Source organism: Pseudomonas syringae KCTC 12500, from assembly GCF_000507185.2.
Lineage (GTDB): Bacteria > Pseudomonadota > Gammaproteobacteria > Pseudomonadales > Pseudomonadaceae > Aquipseudomonas > Aquipseudomonas syringae.
In genome coordinates, this window is the sequence record NZ_AYTM02000002.1 from 4,861,376 (window position 1) to 4,880,737 (window position 19,362).

Annotated in this window: 16 protein-coding genes and 1 pseudogene; 13 read left to right on the forward strand and 4 right to left on the reverse strand. The window is 48.4% G+C overall.

Annotated features, from left to right (window positions below; all coding sequences use genetic code 11):
* Positions 1-334: 334 nt before the first annotated feature.
* Positions 335-613 (reverse strand): helix-turn-helix domain-containing protein, encoded by a 279-nt coding sequence (locus V476_RS21725; RefSeq protein ID WP_024960834.1) that lies wholly within the window; start codon positions 611-613, stop codon positions 335-337.
* A 364-nt stretch (positions 614-977) separates the two neighbouring features.
* Here V476_RS21725 and V476_RS21730 point away from each other — a divergent pair, with 364 nt between their 5' ends.
* The 3 genes from V476_RS21730 (at position 978) to V476_RS21740 (ending at position 2,603) form a co-directional block, all read left to right on the forward strand.
* Complete coding sequence (locus V476_RS21730) at positions 978-1,364, forward strand: hypothetical protein (protein WP_024960833.1); 387 nt, start codon at positions 978-980, stop codon at positions 1,362-1,364.
* Positions 1,365-1,888: 524 nt separating this feature from the next.
* A complete protein-coding gene (locus tag V476_RS28345; protein ID WP_154232066.1) occupies positions 1,889-2,107 on the forward strand; it encodes a hypothetical protein in 219 nt (72 codons plus the stop codon).
* Between the two features lie 76 nt (positions 2,108-2,183).
* Positions 2,184-2,603 carry a hypothetical protein gene (locus V476_RS21740; protein ID WP_235810954.1) on the forward strand — a complete coding sequence of 140 codons (420 nt, stop codon included), beginning with the start codon at positions 2,184-2,186 and terminating at the stop codon, positions 2,601-2,603.
* Positions 2,604-2,957: 354 nt separating this feature from the next.
* On the opposite strand, the gene V476_RS21745 is transcribed toward V476_RS21740, so the two are convergent.
* The 3 genes from V476_RS21745 to V476_RS21760 all read right to left on the reverse strand — a co-directional run bounded on the left by V476_RS21745 (position 2,958) and on the right by V476_RS21760 (position 8,769).
* Positions 2,958-3,413 (reverse strand): hypothetical protein, encoded by a 456-nt coding sequence (locus V476_RS21745; protein ID WP_024960830.1) that lies wholly within the window; start codon positions 3,411-3,413, stop codon positions 2,958-2,960.
* A gap of 1,409 nt (positions 3,414-4,822) precedes the next feature.
* Entirely contained in the window at positions 4,823-7,363 is a 2,541-nt protein-coding gene (locus tag V476_RS21755; RefSeq protein WP_024960828.1) for a nuclease-related domain-containing DEAD/DEAH box helicase, read from the reverse strand.
* 143 nt (positions 7,364-7,506) lie between these two features.
* Positions 7,507-8,769, reverse strand: a complete 1,263-nt coding sequence (locus tag V476_RS21760; protein ID WP_024960827.1) for a hypothetical protein — start codon at positions 8,767-8,769, stop codon at positions 7,507-7,509.
* A 529-nt stretch (positions 8,770-9,298) separates the two neighbouring features.
* Between V476_RS21760 and V476_RS21765 the strand changes: the two genes are divergently transcribed.
* The 10 genes and pseudogenes from V476_RS21765 to V476_RS21805 all read left to right on the forward strand — a co-directional run bounded on the left by V476_RS21765 (position 9,299) and on the right by V476_RS21805 (position 19,340).
* Entirely contained in the window at positions 9,299-10,288 is a 990-nt protein-coding gene (locus V476_RS21765; RefSeq protein WP_146050748.1) for an RES family NAD+ phosphorylase, read from the forward strand.
* A gap of 209 nt (positions 10,289-10,497) precedes the next feature.
* Positions 10,498-10,760, forward strand: a pseudogene (locus tag V476_RS29200) (NYN domain-containing protein); the annotation flags it as partial.
* A 66-nt stretch (positions 10,761-10,826) separates the two neighbouring features.
* Complete coding sequence (locus V476_RS21770; RefSeq protein ID WP_346243011.1) at positions 10,827-11,189, forward strand: OST-HTH/LOTUS domain-containing protein; 363 nt, start codon at positions 10,827-10,829, stop codon at positions 11,187-11,189.
* A 1,058-nt stretch (positions 11,190-12,247) separates the two neighbouring features.
* Positions 12,248-12,433 (forward strand): hypothetical protein, encoded by a 186-nt coding sequence (locus V476_RS21775; RefSeq protein WP_024960825.1) that lies wholly within the window; start codon positions 12,248-12,250, stop codon positions 12,431-12,433.
* A 292-nt stretch (positions 12,434-12,725) separates the two neighbouring features.
* Positions 12,726-13,688, forward strand: a complete 963-nt coding sequence (locus V476_RS21780) for an MvdC/MvdD family ATP grasp protein (RefSeq protein WP_024960824.1) — start codon at positions 12,726-12,728, stop codon at positions 13,686-13,688.
* Positions 13,685-14,602 carry a hypothetical protein gene (locus V476_RS21785; protein ID WP_146050749.1) on the forward strand — a complete coding sequence of 306 codons (918 nt, stop codon included), beginning with the start codon at positions 13,685-13,687 and terminating at the stop codon, positions 14,600-14,602. The genes V476_RS21780 and V476_RS21785 overlap by 4 nt, the downstream gene beginning before the upstream one ends.
* A 222-nt stretch (positions 14,603-14,824) precedes the next feature.
* The gene (locus tag V476_RS28350; protein ID WP_146050750.1) at positions 14,825-15,409 is read left to right on the forward strand and encodes a transposase; all 585 of its coding nucleotides are present in this window, start codon (positions 14,825-14,827) and stop codon (positions 15,407-15,409) included.
* Positions 15,410-15,815: 406 nt separating this feature from the next.
* Positions 15,816-16,973, forward strand: a complete 1,158-nt coding sequence (locus V476_RS21795; protein WP_024960821.1) for a hypothetical protein — start codon at positions 15,816-15,818, stop codon at positions 16,971-16,973.
* Positions 16,966-17,430, forward strand: a complete 465-nt coding sequence (locus V476_RS21800) for a three component ABC system middle component (protein WP_024960820.1) — start codon at positions 16,966-16,968, stop codon at positions 17,428-17,430. The genes V476_RS21795 and V476_RS21800 overlap by 8 nt, the downstream gene beginning before the upstream one ends.
* Positions 17,427-19,340 carry a DUF3732 domain-containing protein gene (locus tag V476_RS21805; protein WP_024960819.1) on the forward strand — a complete coding sequence of 638 codons (1,914 nt, stop codon included), beginning with the start codon at positions 17,427-17,429 and terminating at the stop codon, positions 19,338-19,340. Before V476_RS21800 ends, V476_RS21805 begins: the two co-directional genes overlap by 4 nt.
* The last annotated feature ends 22 nt before the right edge of the window (positions 19,341-19,362 follow it).

Genomic DNA, 19,362 nt, shown 5'->3' on the forward strand with positions numbered 1-19,362 from the left:
TGAGGTCTTAGGGGGGCGCAGTATACAGCGTTAGTTTCTGATTTCGTTCTGCCTTTATAGTTTTCCCTTTATTAATGGTCCGCCGTTGCTACCCTCGGTCAACGCTTTCTTGAGGGCAGGCCCTGAGCATTGGGAGCAACGGCGACCACGCCTGTCACGCGGCATCACGGTCGCTATCGTCTGTTGTTGGGCTGTCGCGCCGAAAGATCGCTAACGGCTGCGCGGGCCGCTCTGTCTGTCTGTTTGTTGTTCGCTAACCATGGCTTTAACAAGACTCCCAGTAGGGGATGCTTTGAAAGCGATTCGGTTTAATATCTCGGTGAAATAACCAAGGTCAACCCACTAGGTTTTTGACCCCTAGAGCCACGCTATCAGCCAGCTCTGACGCGTTGACCTGGCGCTGTTCTGCGACTGCAAGGGTGATAAGAATGAGGGGATCCATTTCCAGAACGAGCGCGATCTCGGTCATAAGAGCCCACGTCGGGGTCCGCTTTCCTTTTTCCAGCCTGCTCACGTAGCTTTCCGACACGACATCATAGAACGCTTCTTGGGTAAGGCCCTTTGAAAGCCTCAACCTACGCAACGTGATGCCAAAAGCTTCTTGAAATTCCACGCAAGCACCCAGCTAGAAAAGCTGGTATTTGAACAAAACTTGGTTTAGATTAACTGGGACATAGGTCCTAGTTTGACGCTCACAGTGCTGCTATTAGGTTGCGTCTTCGGCCTTCGGAACCCGCTTTTGCCGATAATTGAGGTGTCTGTGAGCTTTTCATCCCTGTTCGGTTTGTCTGTTTGGTTTCCTATTGGAGGTCGTGAACGTGATTTCATAATATTTATTTGAAACCGCGGGGTGACATTATTTGGGCTTGGCAGGACTGAACTCAGCATTTGGATGAGCACGCCTACAGCCGTAATCGTTCGATGTCTGCTCCCCAAGTTAATAAGTGTCAATGTAATTGTCGTTATAGGAGCTGCAAGTGAAAGAAGATCTTGAACGCACTCTACTGTCCAAATTTCCTAAAATCTTCGATATCAAAGAATCAGACCCTGACGACTACCTCTGGGGGATTCACTGCGGAGATGGCTGGGCTCCTCTGATAGCTACCATGTGCAGGCAACTTCAGTTGCACGTAGAAGCAACTGGCAGGCCACAGATCGTCGCTACCCAAATTAAACACAAGATGGGAATTCTGAGGTGCATGTTTTCCGGCACTGATGACTACAGCAACGGCGTGATCGACACAGTGGTCGGCATGTCATTCGTGACGTGCGAGTTGTGTGGTAACAAGGGCGTGCTTGAACGCGGGACGAAAGGCTGGGTCCGTGTACTGTGCGAGCAGTGCCGTCTTGATAATCCTGGTTGAGCAGTTTCGGTGAGGCGGCTAACTCCAACTTCTGAGCGATGAGGGTCAATATCGTGTTTCAAACTCACTTGAAAGCGTCCTTGAGCGGTGGGGTAAATAGCGAAACCTTCTACGACCACGTCTTGCATTCTTTGGACGCCGAACTTTACTGTGCGAAAGCCTGCTACTTTGGGGCGCGACTCACAGATTTCCCAGAGCATCGGATGATGATGACCCCAAGTCTCGTGCTGCTCGACCGGGTCTTGAGTGGGAAAGAGAAGGGCGTGTCAATCGACACAATCCAAGTTTTGTCTCCAACCGATGCTGGTTCAGCGCATGAGGGGGCTTACGCCTTAGGGCGTGTAACTCGGATTACACGGTTCAAGCCTAGGCGAGGCCTGCCACGCTATCTGGTTGAGACCTCTACTGGCAATATTTTGAGCGGAGATGTGGATGGACACTGGGGTAGTTATAAGCGGACTGTTTTGTTCGATTCCAACCCTTCGCAGCCTCCCCGTGCAGCCGTAGCGGAAAGTGGAGAGCGAATGATCGCTGACATTCGAACAGATGTGATCGTCCGAGTCTTAGATCTCTACACCACACACGGGGAGATGACAGAGAGCTGGTGGCAGCAGAGGCACCCTGAATTTGACAACAAAGCACCCAGCGAACTTAGAACGCTAGCTGAGTACCAGAAGCTGATCGAACTGCTTCACGGGCTTGCTCGCGATTGGCTTGGCACAAGCGAACTCAAAAATGACTGACTGCTCAACCCTCATAATGGCGAATCACCCAGACCTTTTACGGCGACTGCTCCAGCATTTCAGCGAGGAGTATACGTTGAATGACGGTCGAACCCCATGGCCGGTGCTTTGCTCGTGCGTTTCATCGCCGCGTCTCACCGATGTATATGTCAAGAACTTCGATCCTGAGGGTTGCGCTCAAGTGGGCGACAGTTTTTTGGACAAGCACACCATGCTCGCTGACCGACCTCAACGAACATATGGGGTTAGCCTTGAGCACTGGGGTCAAATCTCGTCATCCATCACGGTAGTCGAGACGTTCGCGTTTAAGGATGAGACCGTTAGCCGGATTCAAATTTGGCCTTTTGATCCACTGAGCTTGGTACCGGAGGCGATGAAGATTGCCGTTGCTGTGTCCTACACCACTCTGGAGCTGATCAGAGAGCCGAGGATTGTTGGCGCCATTAACGATTTACTGCGGGAGTACAATGTTCAGGTAGACCCAGATGAACATTAAGGTGTAAGGAATCGCAAACAGTACACCCCTTTAAGTGCAGTATCAGAACGGCCTGACTTGGTTAGCCCTATGAATCGATAGCACTCGTTGCGAAGTCTGAGATCGTTCATTTTAACGCTGCTGCGTTGCGGGTGAGCGACGATAAAATGAAGTCCGCCGAGTCAACATTGACCTGCGGTTGGGCCGTGCTTGGTCATCTTGGAGCGTGGAATCCGGGGGGAGATAGGGATATCCCTAATGGTCGGCGTGGCGGCCCTACGTATAACAAAGCAATATGCATAATCAGCACATTGCTTTCGAGAGCATCAGATTAAAGTGATCATGAGAGTCCCATGTGCGCGCAGGATGAATGGATTAGGGGGGAAGCAGCAAGCGCTTGCGCTTCTTCATTATGATCGGGATCGTTGGACCTTGATTCAATACTTGGGCGGATTTCAAATCTTCATCTACGGAATATATAATTCCCGTAGTCGACGGCATTCTGAGAGACTCAAAAAGAGTGAGTTTAAGTTGTCGGGCTATCTGCAAGCATTGAGTGTAGTTAGATATATTCAGAAAAATCGAGATTTTGAATGTCCTTTGTGCGATATAAAGGTCTATTTCTGCTTGCGAATGATTGGTTTCTACTGCCGGTAGTGCCGAATTTTGGAAGTCATAGAGATCGTTATAGCCCAGAATCTTTGCAATGATATTGAGCGCTTTCACGTGTGTGCCAACTTCAGGTGCTAATTTTCTCAGGGCCTTTGCTGAAGAAGATATTTTTTTTGATTGCAAGTCGCGCCTGCTAATGGGGAGTTTCTTCGGTATCATGGATTGCTCCTTTATTACGGAGGAATTTACTGGCTAAGGCGATTCCACTAAATGTCTACCAGGCGCGACCACTTCGACGTCGGACTGGATATTTAGTAGCGGGTCTAGAGTGTTAAAAGTTCAATTCATCCTTGCTAAGGGCTCAGCGACGTTGCATCAGCGGGGGGCTGTCTGATATTGTTATTTCAGCCTAAAGTGTCGCAGGGGCAATAATTGCAGAAAGCAATTTCCCAATGTTGAAAAGCAAATTTTTATCCGTAGTTCCTAGAATGGCTAGGGTTTCACATATGACTTATTTAGTTTGTGTGTCCTGAATTATGCAATCTCAGGCGCTGAGGTAATCACGTTATTCGGTCGCCGTCGCCAACTATTCGTCCAAGAAGGGTAGGGGCAGATAAAGTTTAATTTTTGATGTAGTTGTTAGTCGTATGTAATAAGTCCAATATCTCATCAGCAGGAAGCTCTATTTTTGAAGTTATCAACAGGGGTGATTTTTCTGAGATCCAGATTTGGATTTAGAATTTGTACGTAGATAAAAGCAGTTTATGTGTGGTGCTGTCAAGAGTGTTTGTGGGGTTTTTAAAAAAAATTGGCGCAGTGGTTATATATTAAAGCGTTAAAGATCAAATAGTGTCATTGTCATTTTTAGTGGTTCAGCTCTAGGTGCCTAGTGTTCATTCAGTGTTGGGCTTATAAACTTACTTGCTAGTGTGCTGTTTTCGAAAAAAATCAGTTGGTAATCCTTGAAAAAATCAAAATTTATCAATGGTTTACTCTGTCGCGCATGGGTAACTTATTTTGCAACCAGTACACTAGTAGCGGAGGAAGTCTCCTTTAGACAGCCCGTCGCGCCCGCCGCCAATAGAAAATCACTAGGCGAAGAGGGGGCATAGCAGATTCGCCACGTCCCTCTACCCATTCCACATCATGTTTATTTCAGCGAGATACCGACGACGTCCAAGCCGAGTTGGTGAGTGATATGACAGAGGGTGAGGTAAGGAGCGTCATCGCCCACCTCCATGATGCACACCTCATCGCTGATACTGTTCTCGCGCGCGAGCTGAAATTTAATCCGCTTCAACGCGGGTATGATGGCCACCCATTTACCGCATCGCCGGAGTTCTGATCGCATGGCAAGCATCACACCGGTGAAACTATTCGATTTCTGAACTACTACCTTGATGATAACGTGCAGGCGGAATTCGCTGTAATGCTGAGCGCGCTTTGGGAGCTGGAAAAACCCATTTCATCAAAAGGTACTTAGACGAGCGCTCGGCTCGTGAAAGTGGTGAGCAAGGGCCTTGCTACCTGTATGCGAGCCTCTATGGCGTAACCTCGATGTCCCGTCTGCAAACCCGTAAAAAATCAACGGATAGGTGGGAGCCATATCACTGTACGGGACTTTCTGCCTAAACCAGCGACACAAGATCTAAGCTGTCGTTATCAATGTCAAAGCCAACCAGTGCGGGACGTGCGGGAATAGGAGCGATGTCGTCCTCCACAGGCAGGTAAAACCCTTTGCCAGCCTTTTTTAAGTATCCTTTCTGGTAAAAGGTCGACACTGCATTCGAAAAAATGCTTCTCCATGCGATAGATGTGATGCTCTGTAGCAGCTTAAACCGATGGTAAATTTCGTCAGCCAAGTCGTTTATGGGCATTGGCGTGTTACGTGCGTGAGTGGCAATTCTTGACTGCAAGAATGTAAATGCAGCCAGGTAAAAGCTTTTGCCGGAGGGTAGCGGAACAAGAAGCACGTTTTTACGCACTCTCTTCTTGTTCGCACGCATTAACGCGGCTGCCGCAGCGATGCTGATTGGAAGCGTGGGCTGAAGCTTTAGGGTGACGTCGTTCGGTAACCGCGAAGTGATCAGTGCGTCTAGCAAATGCATTTCTTCAATTACCGCTGGGTCAACAGGCAGTAATTTTCGTTCCGGGGCTTCACAAAGGGTACACACAGGTGCGCTGGTGTCGGTATGTGGTGTTAACCGCTGGCAGACGTCACAGCTTTCCAGAGAAGCAGGGGCGTTATGGCACGCTTCTCTATCGTCATACTTGTCTATCTTGACGTGAAAAAACTTTGTCATTGTGCCTTTTTCCCATAGGTAAATGGGATGTATTAACTGGTGGCAGAGATAATCCAGCCAAAGGCGTACCTGAGTTTCATGGCAATCAATCTCTATCAACCACGCTTTCCATTCGGTTGCCCATCCGATGTTCAGACTTTTCAGGTTCTGCAACTCAGTACCGGTGCTTCCTCTGATTAGGTTTTTTATACGCAGGTTAACCTGCTCTTTCTTGAGCATTGCCGAGCTTTCGGGTCTGTTTTGGAGCCTCGACTGGAAGCCTTCTCTGCTTCTCCAGTAGCGGTTGTGAGCATTGTATATCGCGATACACTTAGAGGTTGATCTGGAGTAGGCGCTGAAAAGCTCCGCAGTACTTAGCTGCTCAGCTCCAATTATTAAAACTACCGGCGCTTCTAAACCACGAAATTTAGCAATCGTTTCGTTCGGTATACTGGATTTCTTTAGGAAATCGTAATAAAGCCTGCCTACGATTGATCCTGTCAGAACGATAATGTCCTCACTGCGGACGCCCTCGCTGTTCAGACTCGCTCTGATTTTTATTAGGTCTTCGCAGGGTGTGAGGGTTATCAATTCTTGAGCGGTGTCGTGCTCTACGTCTCGGGGAGAATAATGCTGGAGCTTAGGTGGCACCACCTCTGATAGGATCTCAGTAACAGCTTTTGGCATCCTCAGAATGATTGTGAGTGGGAATGGCTCGACTCCTAATAGTTCGCTTAGGACCTTCAGGGAAACGGTATCGCGCTCAAAGGAAAAAACCTGGGTCTCATCACAAAAGAAGGCCTTCGGTTTATGTTCAAACCAAGCTACTAAGGTCTCGCACCAGGCTGGCAAAAACGCTTGAGATTCGTCAACTACCAGCGCGTCGTAGCCACCCAGCAAACCCGCTGCAATGGCAGCTTTCAACTGTTCGAGGCAGGTAGTTTTGTACCATTCGTCGGCACCGTGATCCTGCCCGAGAGCCGAAGCGGCTTGTCTACAGAGGCCGTGCCACGTCAGCACGGTGCAAGATTTTTCGTCCAGAAGCTGCGTGCGGATAAAGTCAGTGAGCTTCGTGTTGAAGGACACTACCAAAACGCGCTTTTCGTCGAGCGCCAGCTTTCGAGCGGCTTCGATCACGATCAACGTTTTACCTGTCCCAGGCCATCCAGTGACGAGGGAGGTTTGGTTCTTGATCACTGAGCGCACGACGGAGCTTTGCTCGGGGGTTAACTGGAGCCAGACTTTGTTGTCATACAAGACACGGCTCCCCCATTGAGGGTGGCCGTCGATGGTGGGTGTGAGGAACTTGATGAGTTCACTAACTCGGGAGGCACCTAGGCTTGGATTGCCAAGGGCACTTTTCCAGTATTCCATAAGCGCTACTATATGACCTGGCGCGTCCGGCATCCCCAGGAAGTCCACATATAGCGGTTGAGGTGGGCTGGAGGTTGTGTCGTACATCCCGGAGGACGTAGGTATTGCCTGAAAATCTGAGTCGGGGAATATGTAGCCGTATCCAATCCTGAGACGCAGCGACGGTTTCACCCCAATCCAGTACGACAAGCCATGGAGGTTTCTTCTCATCTGGCCGACGGGGTCGATAGTGAAGTTCTTTCTTTCGTGCACGAAAACAGAGTTTTCGACCCGGTACTTTCCGCTCTTGACCTCTAGGGCCAAAACCCCATTGACCGGATGGACGATCAGGAAATCAATTTCGCCAGTGGGTGCATCGTCGGGGTCGATTTTTTTTACAGCAGAACACAGCCATGGGAGGCTGTGTATCACCGTGTAATCATCAGGTAGGCCGCTTTCCAACGCCTTGTAGAGAGTTCGCTCACCGTGGCTGTTTGTTTCATGAGGGCCGTGCTGCGGGATCATTCTTGCCATTTATTGCTTCACCTACTGCTTTTACGCCTGAGCACAGTTTCTAGGACCAAGCTGAGTGCCGCAACGGGTGTTTGCTTGGCTCTGTACTGAGCGCTGTCATGGGACAGTACGCCCAGCGATTCGTCTAGGGGCGGTGTTGCCAGTCAACTGCGTGGGGAGTAAGGCCCCGACGGCGCGAAGACGCATTGTTGGTTTTTCTTCAAAATGCGGGGAGGGCTGGTAACCACGCGGCCACAGTAGGTTTCCTTCAGATAGAATGGCGAGACCGTTTCCGAGGGGGCAGCCCGAGTCATCTCTGATGCCATGGTATCAAAACAATATTTGGAAATTTCCGCGATATGATTCCTTACAGTGTTCGCGTATCTGGCTGGGCATAGCAGTAAGGTGTCACCAAGACGGAACAGTGGGAATGCTTTAATCGTAAAGTTTTTGTCTTCGTCTTTCAGATCTCTGACTTCCCACAGTGCCGTATCTAATGTCGCTCTAGGGTATTTTTTACTTACGATATACTCTGAGACTTGGGTGTCTCTTAATTTCACCGTTGACGCAGAGGCATAGGCTACTACTTCAAACATGAAAGGAGATATCATGAAAAATATTAGGATTGCCGATACACCTGACAACACGACATTTGATACCTTTTTCGCCAAGGTACCATCTGTATTATAATAAACGACGGTAGGAAGACAGATCAAAAACATCCAAAGAATTGAAGCTACGATGACGATGGCTCGTTCCAATTGTGAGGTTTCATCGGAGTGGGACCATGTGATGAAAAGCGACGGCGATATGCCCATTATGACGGTTAAGAAGTAGATCATAGACGCAAAAAATATGAAAGCCGCCGATCTGCTTCGGTACCAATCTTCACCTTGTATCTTTATTAAGTATTTTTGTCTCCTTTCCGGGGTGCCAGCGAGCAAAGCTGCTAGTGTCAAAAGACCAGACAACCACATGAGTGGAATTGACCAAATAAAGTGTTCCGGAATTACAGCGTACGAGAATAGTATTAAGAACGCAAAGCCACCTGCTACAAGCAAAGCGAGCCTAGGTGCTAATTTGCCTGCATCTGCCGAGGGTAGGCCGAATAATGATGTCAGCGCTGCGAATAAGATTGCTGGAGTGACGATGCTCACTATGGCAAGCAAAAACAACAAAACTGTGCAGCCTAGCCACGTGAGCAAAGCTGGCCCCATAGCGAGTGATGGCAAAAATAAATCTACTCGCTGTATTACATGCAGATAGGCAAATAACGTCAGGACAGGGCCGCCTGCGCCAAACAAGGAGCCTACTGCAATAATTCGTTTTCGGTACCTAAGAGTTTGACTTAGAATCCCGCGAATAAGCTGATTCATTTCAGAGGGCTCGCCTGGGGGTACCAGCGGGCCAGATTCGGAGCGATTCAATCAGATTTCCTTCGAAAGTTTCTGGGCGTGGATCTGTGTCGGCCAGAAGGGCTGGCGGTTTAGGGCCCCCAGCATGATTCAGGCACAACGGGTAGCCATAGCCGCGATTAGAGGACTGTTAAAACGTGCCCGTTTAGAATCTGGTAATGCTGGGTACCTCACGCGAAGCGGCTCTCAGTCTCGAAAGCCATGCTTCCCGCAAGGCATAGCGGCTAACGAGACAAATTCGGCGTGATAATGGGTCCAGATGCCGACATTTCCTCAACCAACAGCTTTTCTGGCGACTACAGCATACGGTTCTTCAAGGCGAGGTCGACCATCATCTGCGTGCCGTCCTGCTTGACGACAGCAAGGCAGTTCGCGCGCTCGTTAGCAAAATGGAGTATGACAGAGCCATGGCTCAATTCGGTGCCAAGGAATCGTGGTGGCCGAAGTTGTTGTCTTACACTGACTGGCTTTCCCGCTGAGCCAATCCGCCATAGTATTGCAGTGGCTGATATAATAGGATGGTGCCACAGCCTCCGATCTGATGAGATTTCTTTCTGATCGCCTGGTGGCCGTAAGTGTTGAACCTGTTCAAACAAAGGATGTGTGTGGGTATCAAACTTTAGGAGATGTGATGTTGAGTTTTGAAGAGTTTGATCCGCAAATTGGTGTCGAGGGGTACTGTAAAGCAATTCGCAAAATTTTATTTCCTAAATCGACTGCGACAAGCATCGACGCGGCTGCTTTTGGATTGGAGTACAAAATATTTCCTAAAGGCTCAGTTTTTTCCCGTGTCAGACCTATCAAAACGGTAGATTTAGATAAATTTTTAAACGGTACGGTAGAACGCGAAGAGTTTCATCCACCAATGCCTAACACCGCACCCGTATCGATAGGTCGTTTCAATAGCGAAGGCGAGCGTAAGCTTTACCTAGCTGACCATCCGTACGTCGCACTTAGGGAATGTGGCATCCAGCCTGGTGATTACTTCCTGTTGAGCTACTTTTCGTTCAGTGAAGATGCACGTTTAGTAGATGCAAATTCTGGTGGCTCTGAATTTTCCAAACTTTTGCATACTCTTTTTCAGACCCAAGACAGCCGCTTTTATGAAGTGATTAACCATGTGTACGACAATTATCTGAAATTCGACGGTTTTCACGGCGTTACCTATAACTCCGTTAAAGTCAGAAAAGGATTTCAAGATGAAATCTGGGGAGAGATAAACTCTAGTACCAACCTCGCTATGGCGGCGAGTGATTTTCAATCGGCTGACTTGGTAGCTGGCTGGTTGGCACAATGTGACGAAAGCTACCGGCCGAGCTATTTTAGAAGTTTTAAAGGGGTGGATTCAAATCAAAGAAATGAGCTTGCCGCGCTAACATTTCACGGTAATGAATTAGAATTTATTGCAGAACACTCTCAGGTTATGGATGAACTTAAGCAGCTTAGAGCGGAGTCTACGCGACGCATTGCGCGCAAAGAATATGATGATCCTCCCCTTCAACCTTTTAAGATGCTTTTCAAGGACGAGTAATGGATGGGTTTCAGCGAGGCGGTGATGACAGAGTGCAAACAATCTAATAATTGCGCCGCTTCGATGGTGTGGATTACCCGTGATCCCAGCACATTTTCGTACACAAGGAAGTTGAGATGCAGCAAAAGCGGATTGCTCTAATGATCGACTGTGACAATGTCAGCCACAGTGCTGTTTAAGGCGTGCTTGAGGAGTTAGCGAAATACGGCATGGTGAATGTTCGTCATGCGCACGGAGATTGGAAAAGCGAACATCTTTCCGGCTGGGTGGAACGATTGCATCCTTTTGCAATTCGATCCATGCAGCAATTTGCCTACACGAAGGGAAAAATGCTACCGATGCGGCCATGATCATCGATGCCATGGATCTCCTCTATAGCAAAAACATTGATGCCTTCGCTTTGATGACCAGCGACAGCGATTTCACGCCCTTGGTACTACGCCACCTAGAGAGTGGGTTTCCAGTCTACGGATTGGGTGAAACGAAAACGCCCTCTGCATTTGTTTCGGTCTGCACCTCGTTCATCTATGTCGAAAATTTGAGAGTCTCCCACGACGACGACAAGGCTGCCCCACACAGTCAGCCCAAAAAGAAGGGACGCAACGAGCTGCGTAGTGACACGACTCTGGTCCGTCTGTTACGAAATGCAGTCGAACAAACGGCGAGTGATGATGGGTGGTCACACCTTAGTCAGGTATCCGAATACATCAGGAACAACAGTTCGTTTTCGGTCGTGAATTATGGCTTCAAGAAGCTTGGCGATCTCATCCGCGCATCACAGCTGTTCGACATAGACATGCGATTTGAAGGTACTGGGATGTTCATTCGCACCATTCGTAAGGTAGCAGCACAAACGACACCATCCCTGATCGGACGGGTCGAAAGCCGGTCTGGCTTGTAACCGCGCCGTCTGGTTTTACTACAGGAAGGGCAGGTTCGCGGCGAACGGAAAAATCCATATCCAGGATTGCCCGCGGAGCATCGTTTTGATGAACGAGTGGGAAGGGTTTATTAGGCGGGGCCTTTTTCTTGCAGAAAAATTCTTTGGCAGTAGCCGACGCTCAACCCCAATGAGCTGATCAACCAATCATTGCCTCCGGTGAAGGTGGAAGCAGGGGCCGAGGCCCCCACCAAACTGCTGATTAGAATTGCTGAATCAAGCGTATCAATCGAATCGACCAGTAAGCTGCCTGTAGGGCGCGGATCAGCTCTTCGGGTATATATCTCAACATTTAAACTCTCCCAATTGTTTATCGGCCAGGAAAGCGCTTTTGCCCCTGGATGTCCACATGGCGGTGCACTGACCGTCACCTAAAGTTGACGCCTGTGAAAACGCGCAATACTCTGAGAGTGCTGATGTCTCGTTGTATGTTTAATGTGTTGCGGTGATAGTAGCCGTTGAAAAAACGCATTTCTAGCGGTTCGATAGGGATGCCGGAAGAGCGCCCGTCTAGCACGGGCATTTTTCTGAACGTGTGATTTTCGTAGAATTGGCTCTGTGAGGTATCCAGAGTTCTCCCGTTGCTTCGTACGACGCTTTCAAGCAATTTCGAGGTTTAGGTACACAAGCCCAATCCGCAAAATAAATTCCGACGAGCGGTATCATTTCGGGCTCGAATTCGTTCATGAAAACCCCCTCGGTTGAGTTTCCACACCCATCTCGGCATGAAGCACCGCTGTGAATCTAAGATCACCAGCGGCAGGTCGCTGGCTCATAGAAGCAAAGCAACCGACCTCTTTTTTATGCCGTTCATGCTGTTGAACTCAGATCTGCCGTACCTGTACGCATCTCAAATCTCAAGAAGCGTTTGCACTCGGTGAATCAAAAATGGGGTCTCCCGTCTGGCCACGCGAAATACTTGCGCCGCTTACTCATAGAGGGCGATTGGCCCAGTCTTTGGAAGTCATTAAATATGCTATAGATGAATACCCACCCCCTCCCAGGAAACGGAGATTTTCATGAATGCTCGCCCCCTCATTGTCTCGCGCGCTAAGCCTGCTGATTTCGGTCAGTCGGAGTATCGCGACCAACAGATGCTTGATGACCAAATCCCGGCAGTATTGGATCGCTCAGACGAGGGGTATGTACTGTCTCGCCAGACCTACGTCACTGAGGTGAAGCTGGAGACTACGGACGACAATTGATCCAGTTTTAGCTAGTAAAAATAGTCTTTTGTCACTGGGAATTGGCTAGGCAGCTAATTTTTAAATTTAGGAAAATAGGGGATACACGTGCCAAGGCTGATCAGTGCTCGTCCATTTATTACCCGTTTCGCGACGCCTATTGAAGGCAGTGAACCGCAACGCCTTAGGTATGACACCAATCGACAGATTTCTCAGCTGCTGGTTGACGGATTGTGGCTCGACGCGACAAATGCGGGGGTTGCCGCAGGCGGGAGCACACGCATCACCAGGGTAGAGAATGAGACAACGGACGATGAGTGATAGGAATGTGCTCATCATCAGTACCGTTGCTGATGTCGCAACTGATCATGTAGTGGGTTTCTTGTCGAGGTGGGGCGTCGAGCACAGGCGTGTGAACACAGAGGATTTCCCTTTCAACGCCTCCTTAACGCTCGATTTCCAGGAAGCAGACAGGACATCCATCAGCTTAAGTGGCAACTGTCTTCCAGCTTCTGCCATTTGGTATCGTCGGATGCGAAGTCCTCCACTGCCAAAGGGAATGGATCCTGGGATTTATGATTTTTGTTTACGAGAAAACCGTGCAGCATTGCTGGGTGGTTTGCAGTCCCAGCAAGCGAGGTGGATGAGCGCACCCACCGCGGTGTGGAAGGCTGAATTTAAGCCTTATCAGTTGCGGATCGCAAAGCAGGTAGGGTTGCGGATACCCCGAACTATTGTCTCTAATGATCCAGTCGCCATACGCAAGGCGAACAGTGATTTCGGGCCTTTAGTCGTAAAGCCAGCACGATCAGGGCATTTTATAGAAAGTGGGGAAGAGTTTTCGATATTCACTACATTGATGACTCGCTCCGATCTTGAGGAGCTGGATGACGCGAAATGGGCTCCTTCGATCTATCAAGAGCATATCAAGAAGCTTTACGATATTAGGGTGACCGTGGTCGGTGATAAGCTTTATTCTGCTGCTATCCACTCACAAACTGATCCCCAGGCCTCGGTGGATTGGCGCCGCACGGCGAATCCAAAGCTGCCTCACTCTGTGATTGAACTGCCGCCTTTGGTTGTCACCCAACTTCAAGCGCTGATGGGATTACTAGACCTTCAGTTCGGTTGTATCGATTTAATTCTTTCCGACCAGGGCGAATACGTATTTCTTGAAGTCAACCCAAGCGGGCAATGGCTTTGGCTTGATGATCAGCTTGATCTAGGGATTTCTGAGGGAGTTGCGTTTTGGCTGGCCGGGAGGGGCGAAAATTGAGTTCAAGATTTGGGGATCGACTCGGAAAGCTTTCGAGGAAGATGCTCCTCGGCTCAAGCTTCTGCGACGTGTTCGTTCCATGGGCTGTCGTAGAAAGCGAGGGACAGAAGAACCGGAGAGCTGAAATTGAGGACGTTGAGCTAACAGACACAAAGTCGAAAATAGCTAACGCAGAAGATGACGTTCTAAAAGCGCTTCTCGAAGATTACGAGTCCATTCTGGAAAGTAATGAGGACCGCCAGCGGAGCGTTGATTCCAGGCTTTCAACGATAGTTGGCCTGTCCTCAATCGCAGCCACCATAACTACCGGTGTCATCATTGCCCAAGCCGCCGGGACCGTTAACCTACCTCTTGGGATTTGGCGTTGGGGATTGAGCATTGTGGCACTTTATCTGGTTGTTCAGCTCTGTGACGCAATCCACTGGGCGATTCGCGGGCAAGAGCGCCAAAGCTATCTGGGACATTCAATCCAAGGGATTCTCCCTGAGCCAGGCATAACTGCTCAAGACTATCATCGAACACGTATTCTTAACACCGTGAAGCGGATCCATGTAAACCGTGCAAGTGTGAATGTCAAAGTGACGGCCATGGCTGTCGCCCACCGGGCCGCCAAAAATTTCATCGCAGGGTTGCTGGTTTTAAGTCTGACCGGGATGGTCATGATGGGAAATGAGCACAAAGCACCTTCAGTAGTGGACTCTCTTCGCTCGGATCACGAGCTTCGTGAGTTACTTACAGGGCCAACTGGTCCCCCAGGGATTCCCGGTCTCCAAGGCCCACCGGGAAAAGATGGTAAGCCTGCTCAGCAGGGTACAAGGGGCGGGGCTGAATCGATGGGGATTTCGAAAAACCCCACTCACCCGCGTAGCACCGCTGGTAAATCTCAAAAAAATTCAGCTTCACACAATCAATAGTTAATTCGATAGGCCGGAGAACCGTTGCCAATGGCGCTGCACGGTTTTTTATTTGAGTTCGAGGTGGCGCGACGTAGTCAGTGTTTGCCCATAAATCCGTAACCGTCCGGGAAACACACCTTTCTGACGCCGTCGCTTAAGGCTTAAGGCTTAAGGCTTAAGGCGATGGTGTCCACACTAATTTAAGTGGACACCATTTTTAGCCTTTTTAAGCGGACGCCCATGCCACAAGAACGCCCTTCCTGTTCCAAATCCTTCAAGGCCCAGGTCATTGCCGAGTGTGCGGAGCCTTATATCTCGATTGCTAATGTCGCTTTAACCCACTACCTCAACGCCAACCTCATCCATAAATGGATTCGGGTGCATGGGCAGAAACCTGACACCCCAAACTGCCTTTATCCCTATCAAAGCACCGCCGCCAATAGCGGCGAATCAAAGTATTCCCGCAACGATCCGGATCGAAGTGCCTTATTCAAAAGGGACGGTCGTAGTAAGTGGGCCGACAGAAAATGCAGCCGCATGTTCTGTCTTTCTGCGAGACCTGTTGCGATGATTCGCGTCGACACCTTATGGCTCGCCACCGAGCCCATGGAAATGCGAGCGGGCAGCCATGGACGGTTTCGGCATCATCGACTCAATTGGGGCCACATCACCTCCCCATCAAAGGTTTCGTTGCGGAGGCCCGGAGCGCCATCCATGCAGAATTTACTAGTTTACCGTATTCGCGAGGGCATCATGGCAGGCGACGTGCCTGCTGCAACTGACGCGGCGGATCTTGGGGCTATTCAAGCTTGGGATGGTGCTTAGCTGGATGAGATGCGCCGGATAGGCAAACCGCTGGATCGATTCCGCGTAGCGGGTCTGGGATAGGAGGACCGCTACGCGGATAACCCAGCGGCTTTGTTTGGTGGGCATTCCGCTAGTGCTCCATCCGGGATGGCGGCTTTCAGGTCTCAGAATGTTGTTAGTCGCCGCCATATGGTCAGCAGAAAACAATGTGCTTCAGGAGCTTTTTTTGTGCAGTGGCTTTATGATGTTACTGGTAGCATGACGTCCTGAATCCTAGTCAAACTGACCTGTTTCTGGACCGTAAATTTTTTGACATGTGCTGTCGGCACGTAATACCGCAGTAATCACTGCCAAAAGCGTTTAAATTCCTTCCTCAGGGACAGCTGTGTGAACAGAGTCGGTTCATCGGACATGGAGAAAAAAGATGGCTTCGCCAGCAAAAAATAGCGCGGCGTTGAGCCAGCTCGGCAATCTTTATCAATATTTGACCGCATTGAAAATCTGTCTGGAGTCCCCGGCAGGAGCGATTATTAATCTAGAACGGCTGGGAGACATAACTACTAGTACTGGATATCAATATGAGGTCAAACATCATGATGACCCAGAACACGTGCTCATTGATACCCATCCAGACTTCTGGAAAACATTGAAAAATTGGGTCGTAAACAGAAAAATTTTGGGCCCCTACTCAAAGCTTGTTTTACTCACGAGTTCCCTAGTTCGTGCTGAATCGCTGATGGGTCGATGGAATGATTTGTCGCCACTAGCTCGATATTTGGAACTGAAGGCTAAAGCCGATGAAGTCATGTCAAACTCAACTAAATTTAAAACAATAATGCCATTCGTGAAGGCAGTTTATGATTTTGATCAACAGTATTTTTCGGCTGATCTTGAAGAAATAATTGGCAGAGTAGTTCTCAAGCATTCCTCTGAACACGCATCGCAATTATATGATTCACTCATTGTTCATAATGCGCTTATGGCGATTTCGCCAAAATCTAAAAGTAATGTCATTAGAGCGCTGCTAGGTGAAATTGCAGTTAAAGGGGTAACGGCTACAAACTCTTGGGACTTGGAAAGGGACGAAGTTGCACACCACCTTGTGTCATATCGTGACACCCTAGACGCAGGAGGTAACATATTTTTTGCGGACTTGGCAGATATTGAGTGTAGCGATGAGATCTACGATCATCGATGTATTAAAGAAATAAACCTTATACCTTATCCAGATCAAGTTATGCGAGCAGCTCAAGATTACTACTATTATAGCCTTACAATCGGTATCACAGCCGAGGATGACCCATTCATTCTGAAAGATTTCAAGAAATCTGAAGGTGGTATTGGAGAAGATTTAAGGCTCTACAAGGAGTCGCACATTTTAGATCTAGCGCCGCTTAGTAAGACACCAAGGGATCTTTTGATAGTTACTAAGAAATTATATGTTGCGGCGCTCAGGGGGATTACCGTAAACGGAATTGGCAACAGTATTGAAGCGAAAAAATTTACTAGAGGCATGCTCCATTCTTACGTAAATACTTCAGATTTCCGCTGGAGAATCCTGGAGTCCGATATCAATGATTGATGAGAAAATTACGCTGGCATTGAGTCCGTTTTGGCTTGCCGATTTAATTGAGCAGTTTGTAAACGGCTACGCAAAGCCTGTACCATTCCAGCTTGTGTATTTGGTGGTTCCACTCGTGTTGAGGCGAGAGTCAAGGGTCCCACTGGCATCTTGCAAAAATACAAGCACAATCTACAGTGCTTTTTTGGAAACAGCAAATAAGCGCAGCAGGGTGTCTGCATTGCAATTAGCTGTGACAAATTACTCGGAGCATGTGCGTTTGGCAATGCTTGCATACTCGGCTAGGGGGCATGAACTCGACATCATGCTCGTTAACATGCCAGTAGATCGGCTGCGTAATGATACTACAAATTCGACGGTAAAGGAGTACTTCAGGGCCGCTTACAATCTGGGTGTAATCCTATCTAAGGAAGAATTAGCCGCTTGTTTTTACAAGCTCGGAGTTTTTAAAGTATGAACTGCTACATCCAGCAAATTATTATATTTGGACACGACGGGACCGAGCGCCGAGTGAGGCTCACCAAGGGCCTCAATATTGTTACTGGTGCTTCAAAACGCGGTAAGAGTGCGTTGATCGAAATCGTGGATTACTGTTTGTGCTCTAGTTTGAATACAATCCCCAAAGGACGCATAGAGTCATTCGCCAATCTTTATTGTCTGGTACTTAAAATCAAGGAAGGGCATCTCGTGATCGCCCGTCCGGCATGGAAGTTAGAGGGGTCTTCAAAGGTCTACGTAAAATTAGAAACCAATTCATCTGTAATTAAAGGCATTACAGCTGACTATTTTATAGATCTACCATTGTTACGAATAAAAGGTGCCGGGCAGGATGATATAGAACGCTATCTGGGGCTGAGAGTGAATAACCCTAGCCCATTGGATGCTGAGCGCAAGTCCGGCAAAGCCAGTATTAGAAACATGACTCCGTTTTTATACCAGTATCAAAATCTGATTGCCAGCAAGCATGCTTTGTTTTCAAAAATGGAAGATGTATATAAGCGTAAGGATGTGTTGGATCAGATACCTATATTTTTGGGCTTAGTAAATGATGAGTATTATAGCGTAAAACGCCAGATTGATGACGTTACTGGTAAGATAAGGAAGCTTGAGCGGGAGGGTGAACGAAACGCTGACGAAAGTAAAAGGCACGGCAGTAGGTTGCGAGAGCTTCTAGAAAATTATTACGCTCTTGTCAGAATTACACCACCACCGCTTGAAACCGTCGCTCAGATTTACGAGTCATGCAAGTCCCTTCCCAAACTGGCTGATGATTATTATCTGAAAACTGATGCGACAAGGAGGTACGAGCACGTTGCTAAACGTTTGGCAGAGACACAACTTCAGTTAGATTCTTTGAATAAGAAAATCAAGCAGCTCAGGACTGTTCGCGAATATGCTACAAAAACCCTGAGGCACCATCAGAGTGATATCGAGAGGGGTGTTCAGGTAGGGCATAATCCAGTTACCTGCCCGGTTTGTAGTCAAGACGTTCCAGAAATGACTAAAGAGGCGGAGAAGTTTGTTACAGCTATGGAAAGCCTGAACGCAGAAATTGCTTCCATGGCCAATTTTGCAAGATATGACTCGGAACAGCTTGAGTCGCTTGAAAGCACGCGTCGAGAAGTTCTGCCTGTGATTCGACGGCTTGAAGAAGAGTTGAAAACTCTAGACGTCTTTGAAAAAAACTTTCAGGAATACAAAAGCCTTTCTGAGGCATTAGGTTACTACAAAATTCAGATAGATTTTGCGAAAAGAGTGATGGATGATTTAGGTGCCCAAGACACCTCCTTACTTAAACTACTCAAAGCAGATCTCCGACGATTGCAAGAAGAGCTTTCGAGATTTGATTTCGCTGCCGCTAAAGTAAGAGCTGAAACAAAACTTGCAAGATGGATGAGTGCTTTGTGCGATCGGTTGGATTTCGAAGATGATTTCAGGCCGCCCCGACTGAGCATGAAGCTTGATGAACTGAGTCTGTCTCACAAAGATACTACGTTTGGGGATGTACTATTGTCAGATATGGGCAGTGGAGCTAACTGGTTGGCTTTCCATATGGCAGCTTCTTTAGGTATGTTGAGGTTGTTTTGTAACTTTCCCAATTCCAGCGTGCCAAGTTTTCTCTTCTTGGACCAGCCAAGCCAGGTCTACTTTCCAGACGCCAGTACCGTTAATGCCTCGGACGCGGATACAGGCAAGGTGCAGGAACTATATATAAATATCCTCCGAGAAATCCACAGAATAAAAGCTGAAGCTGGGTTTTATCCACAGGTGATAATCCTAGACCACGCTCAAAACCTCAATCTGGGGCAGTACGATTTTAAAAAATTTGTCCGTGCAGATTGGCATACGGATTCGGCTCTGATCTAGGCCGTTTCCTCCAGAGCCGCCC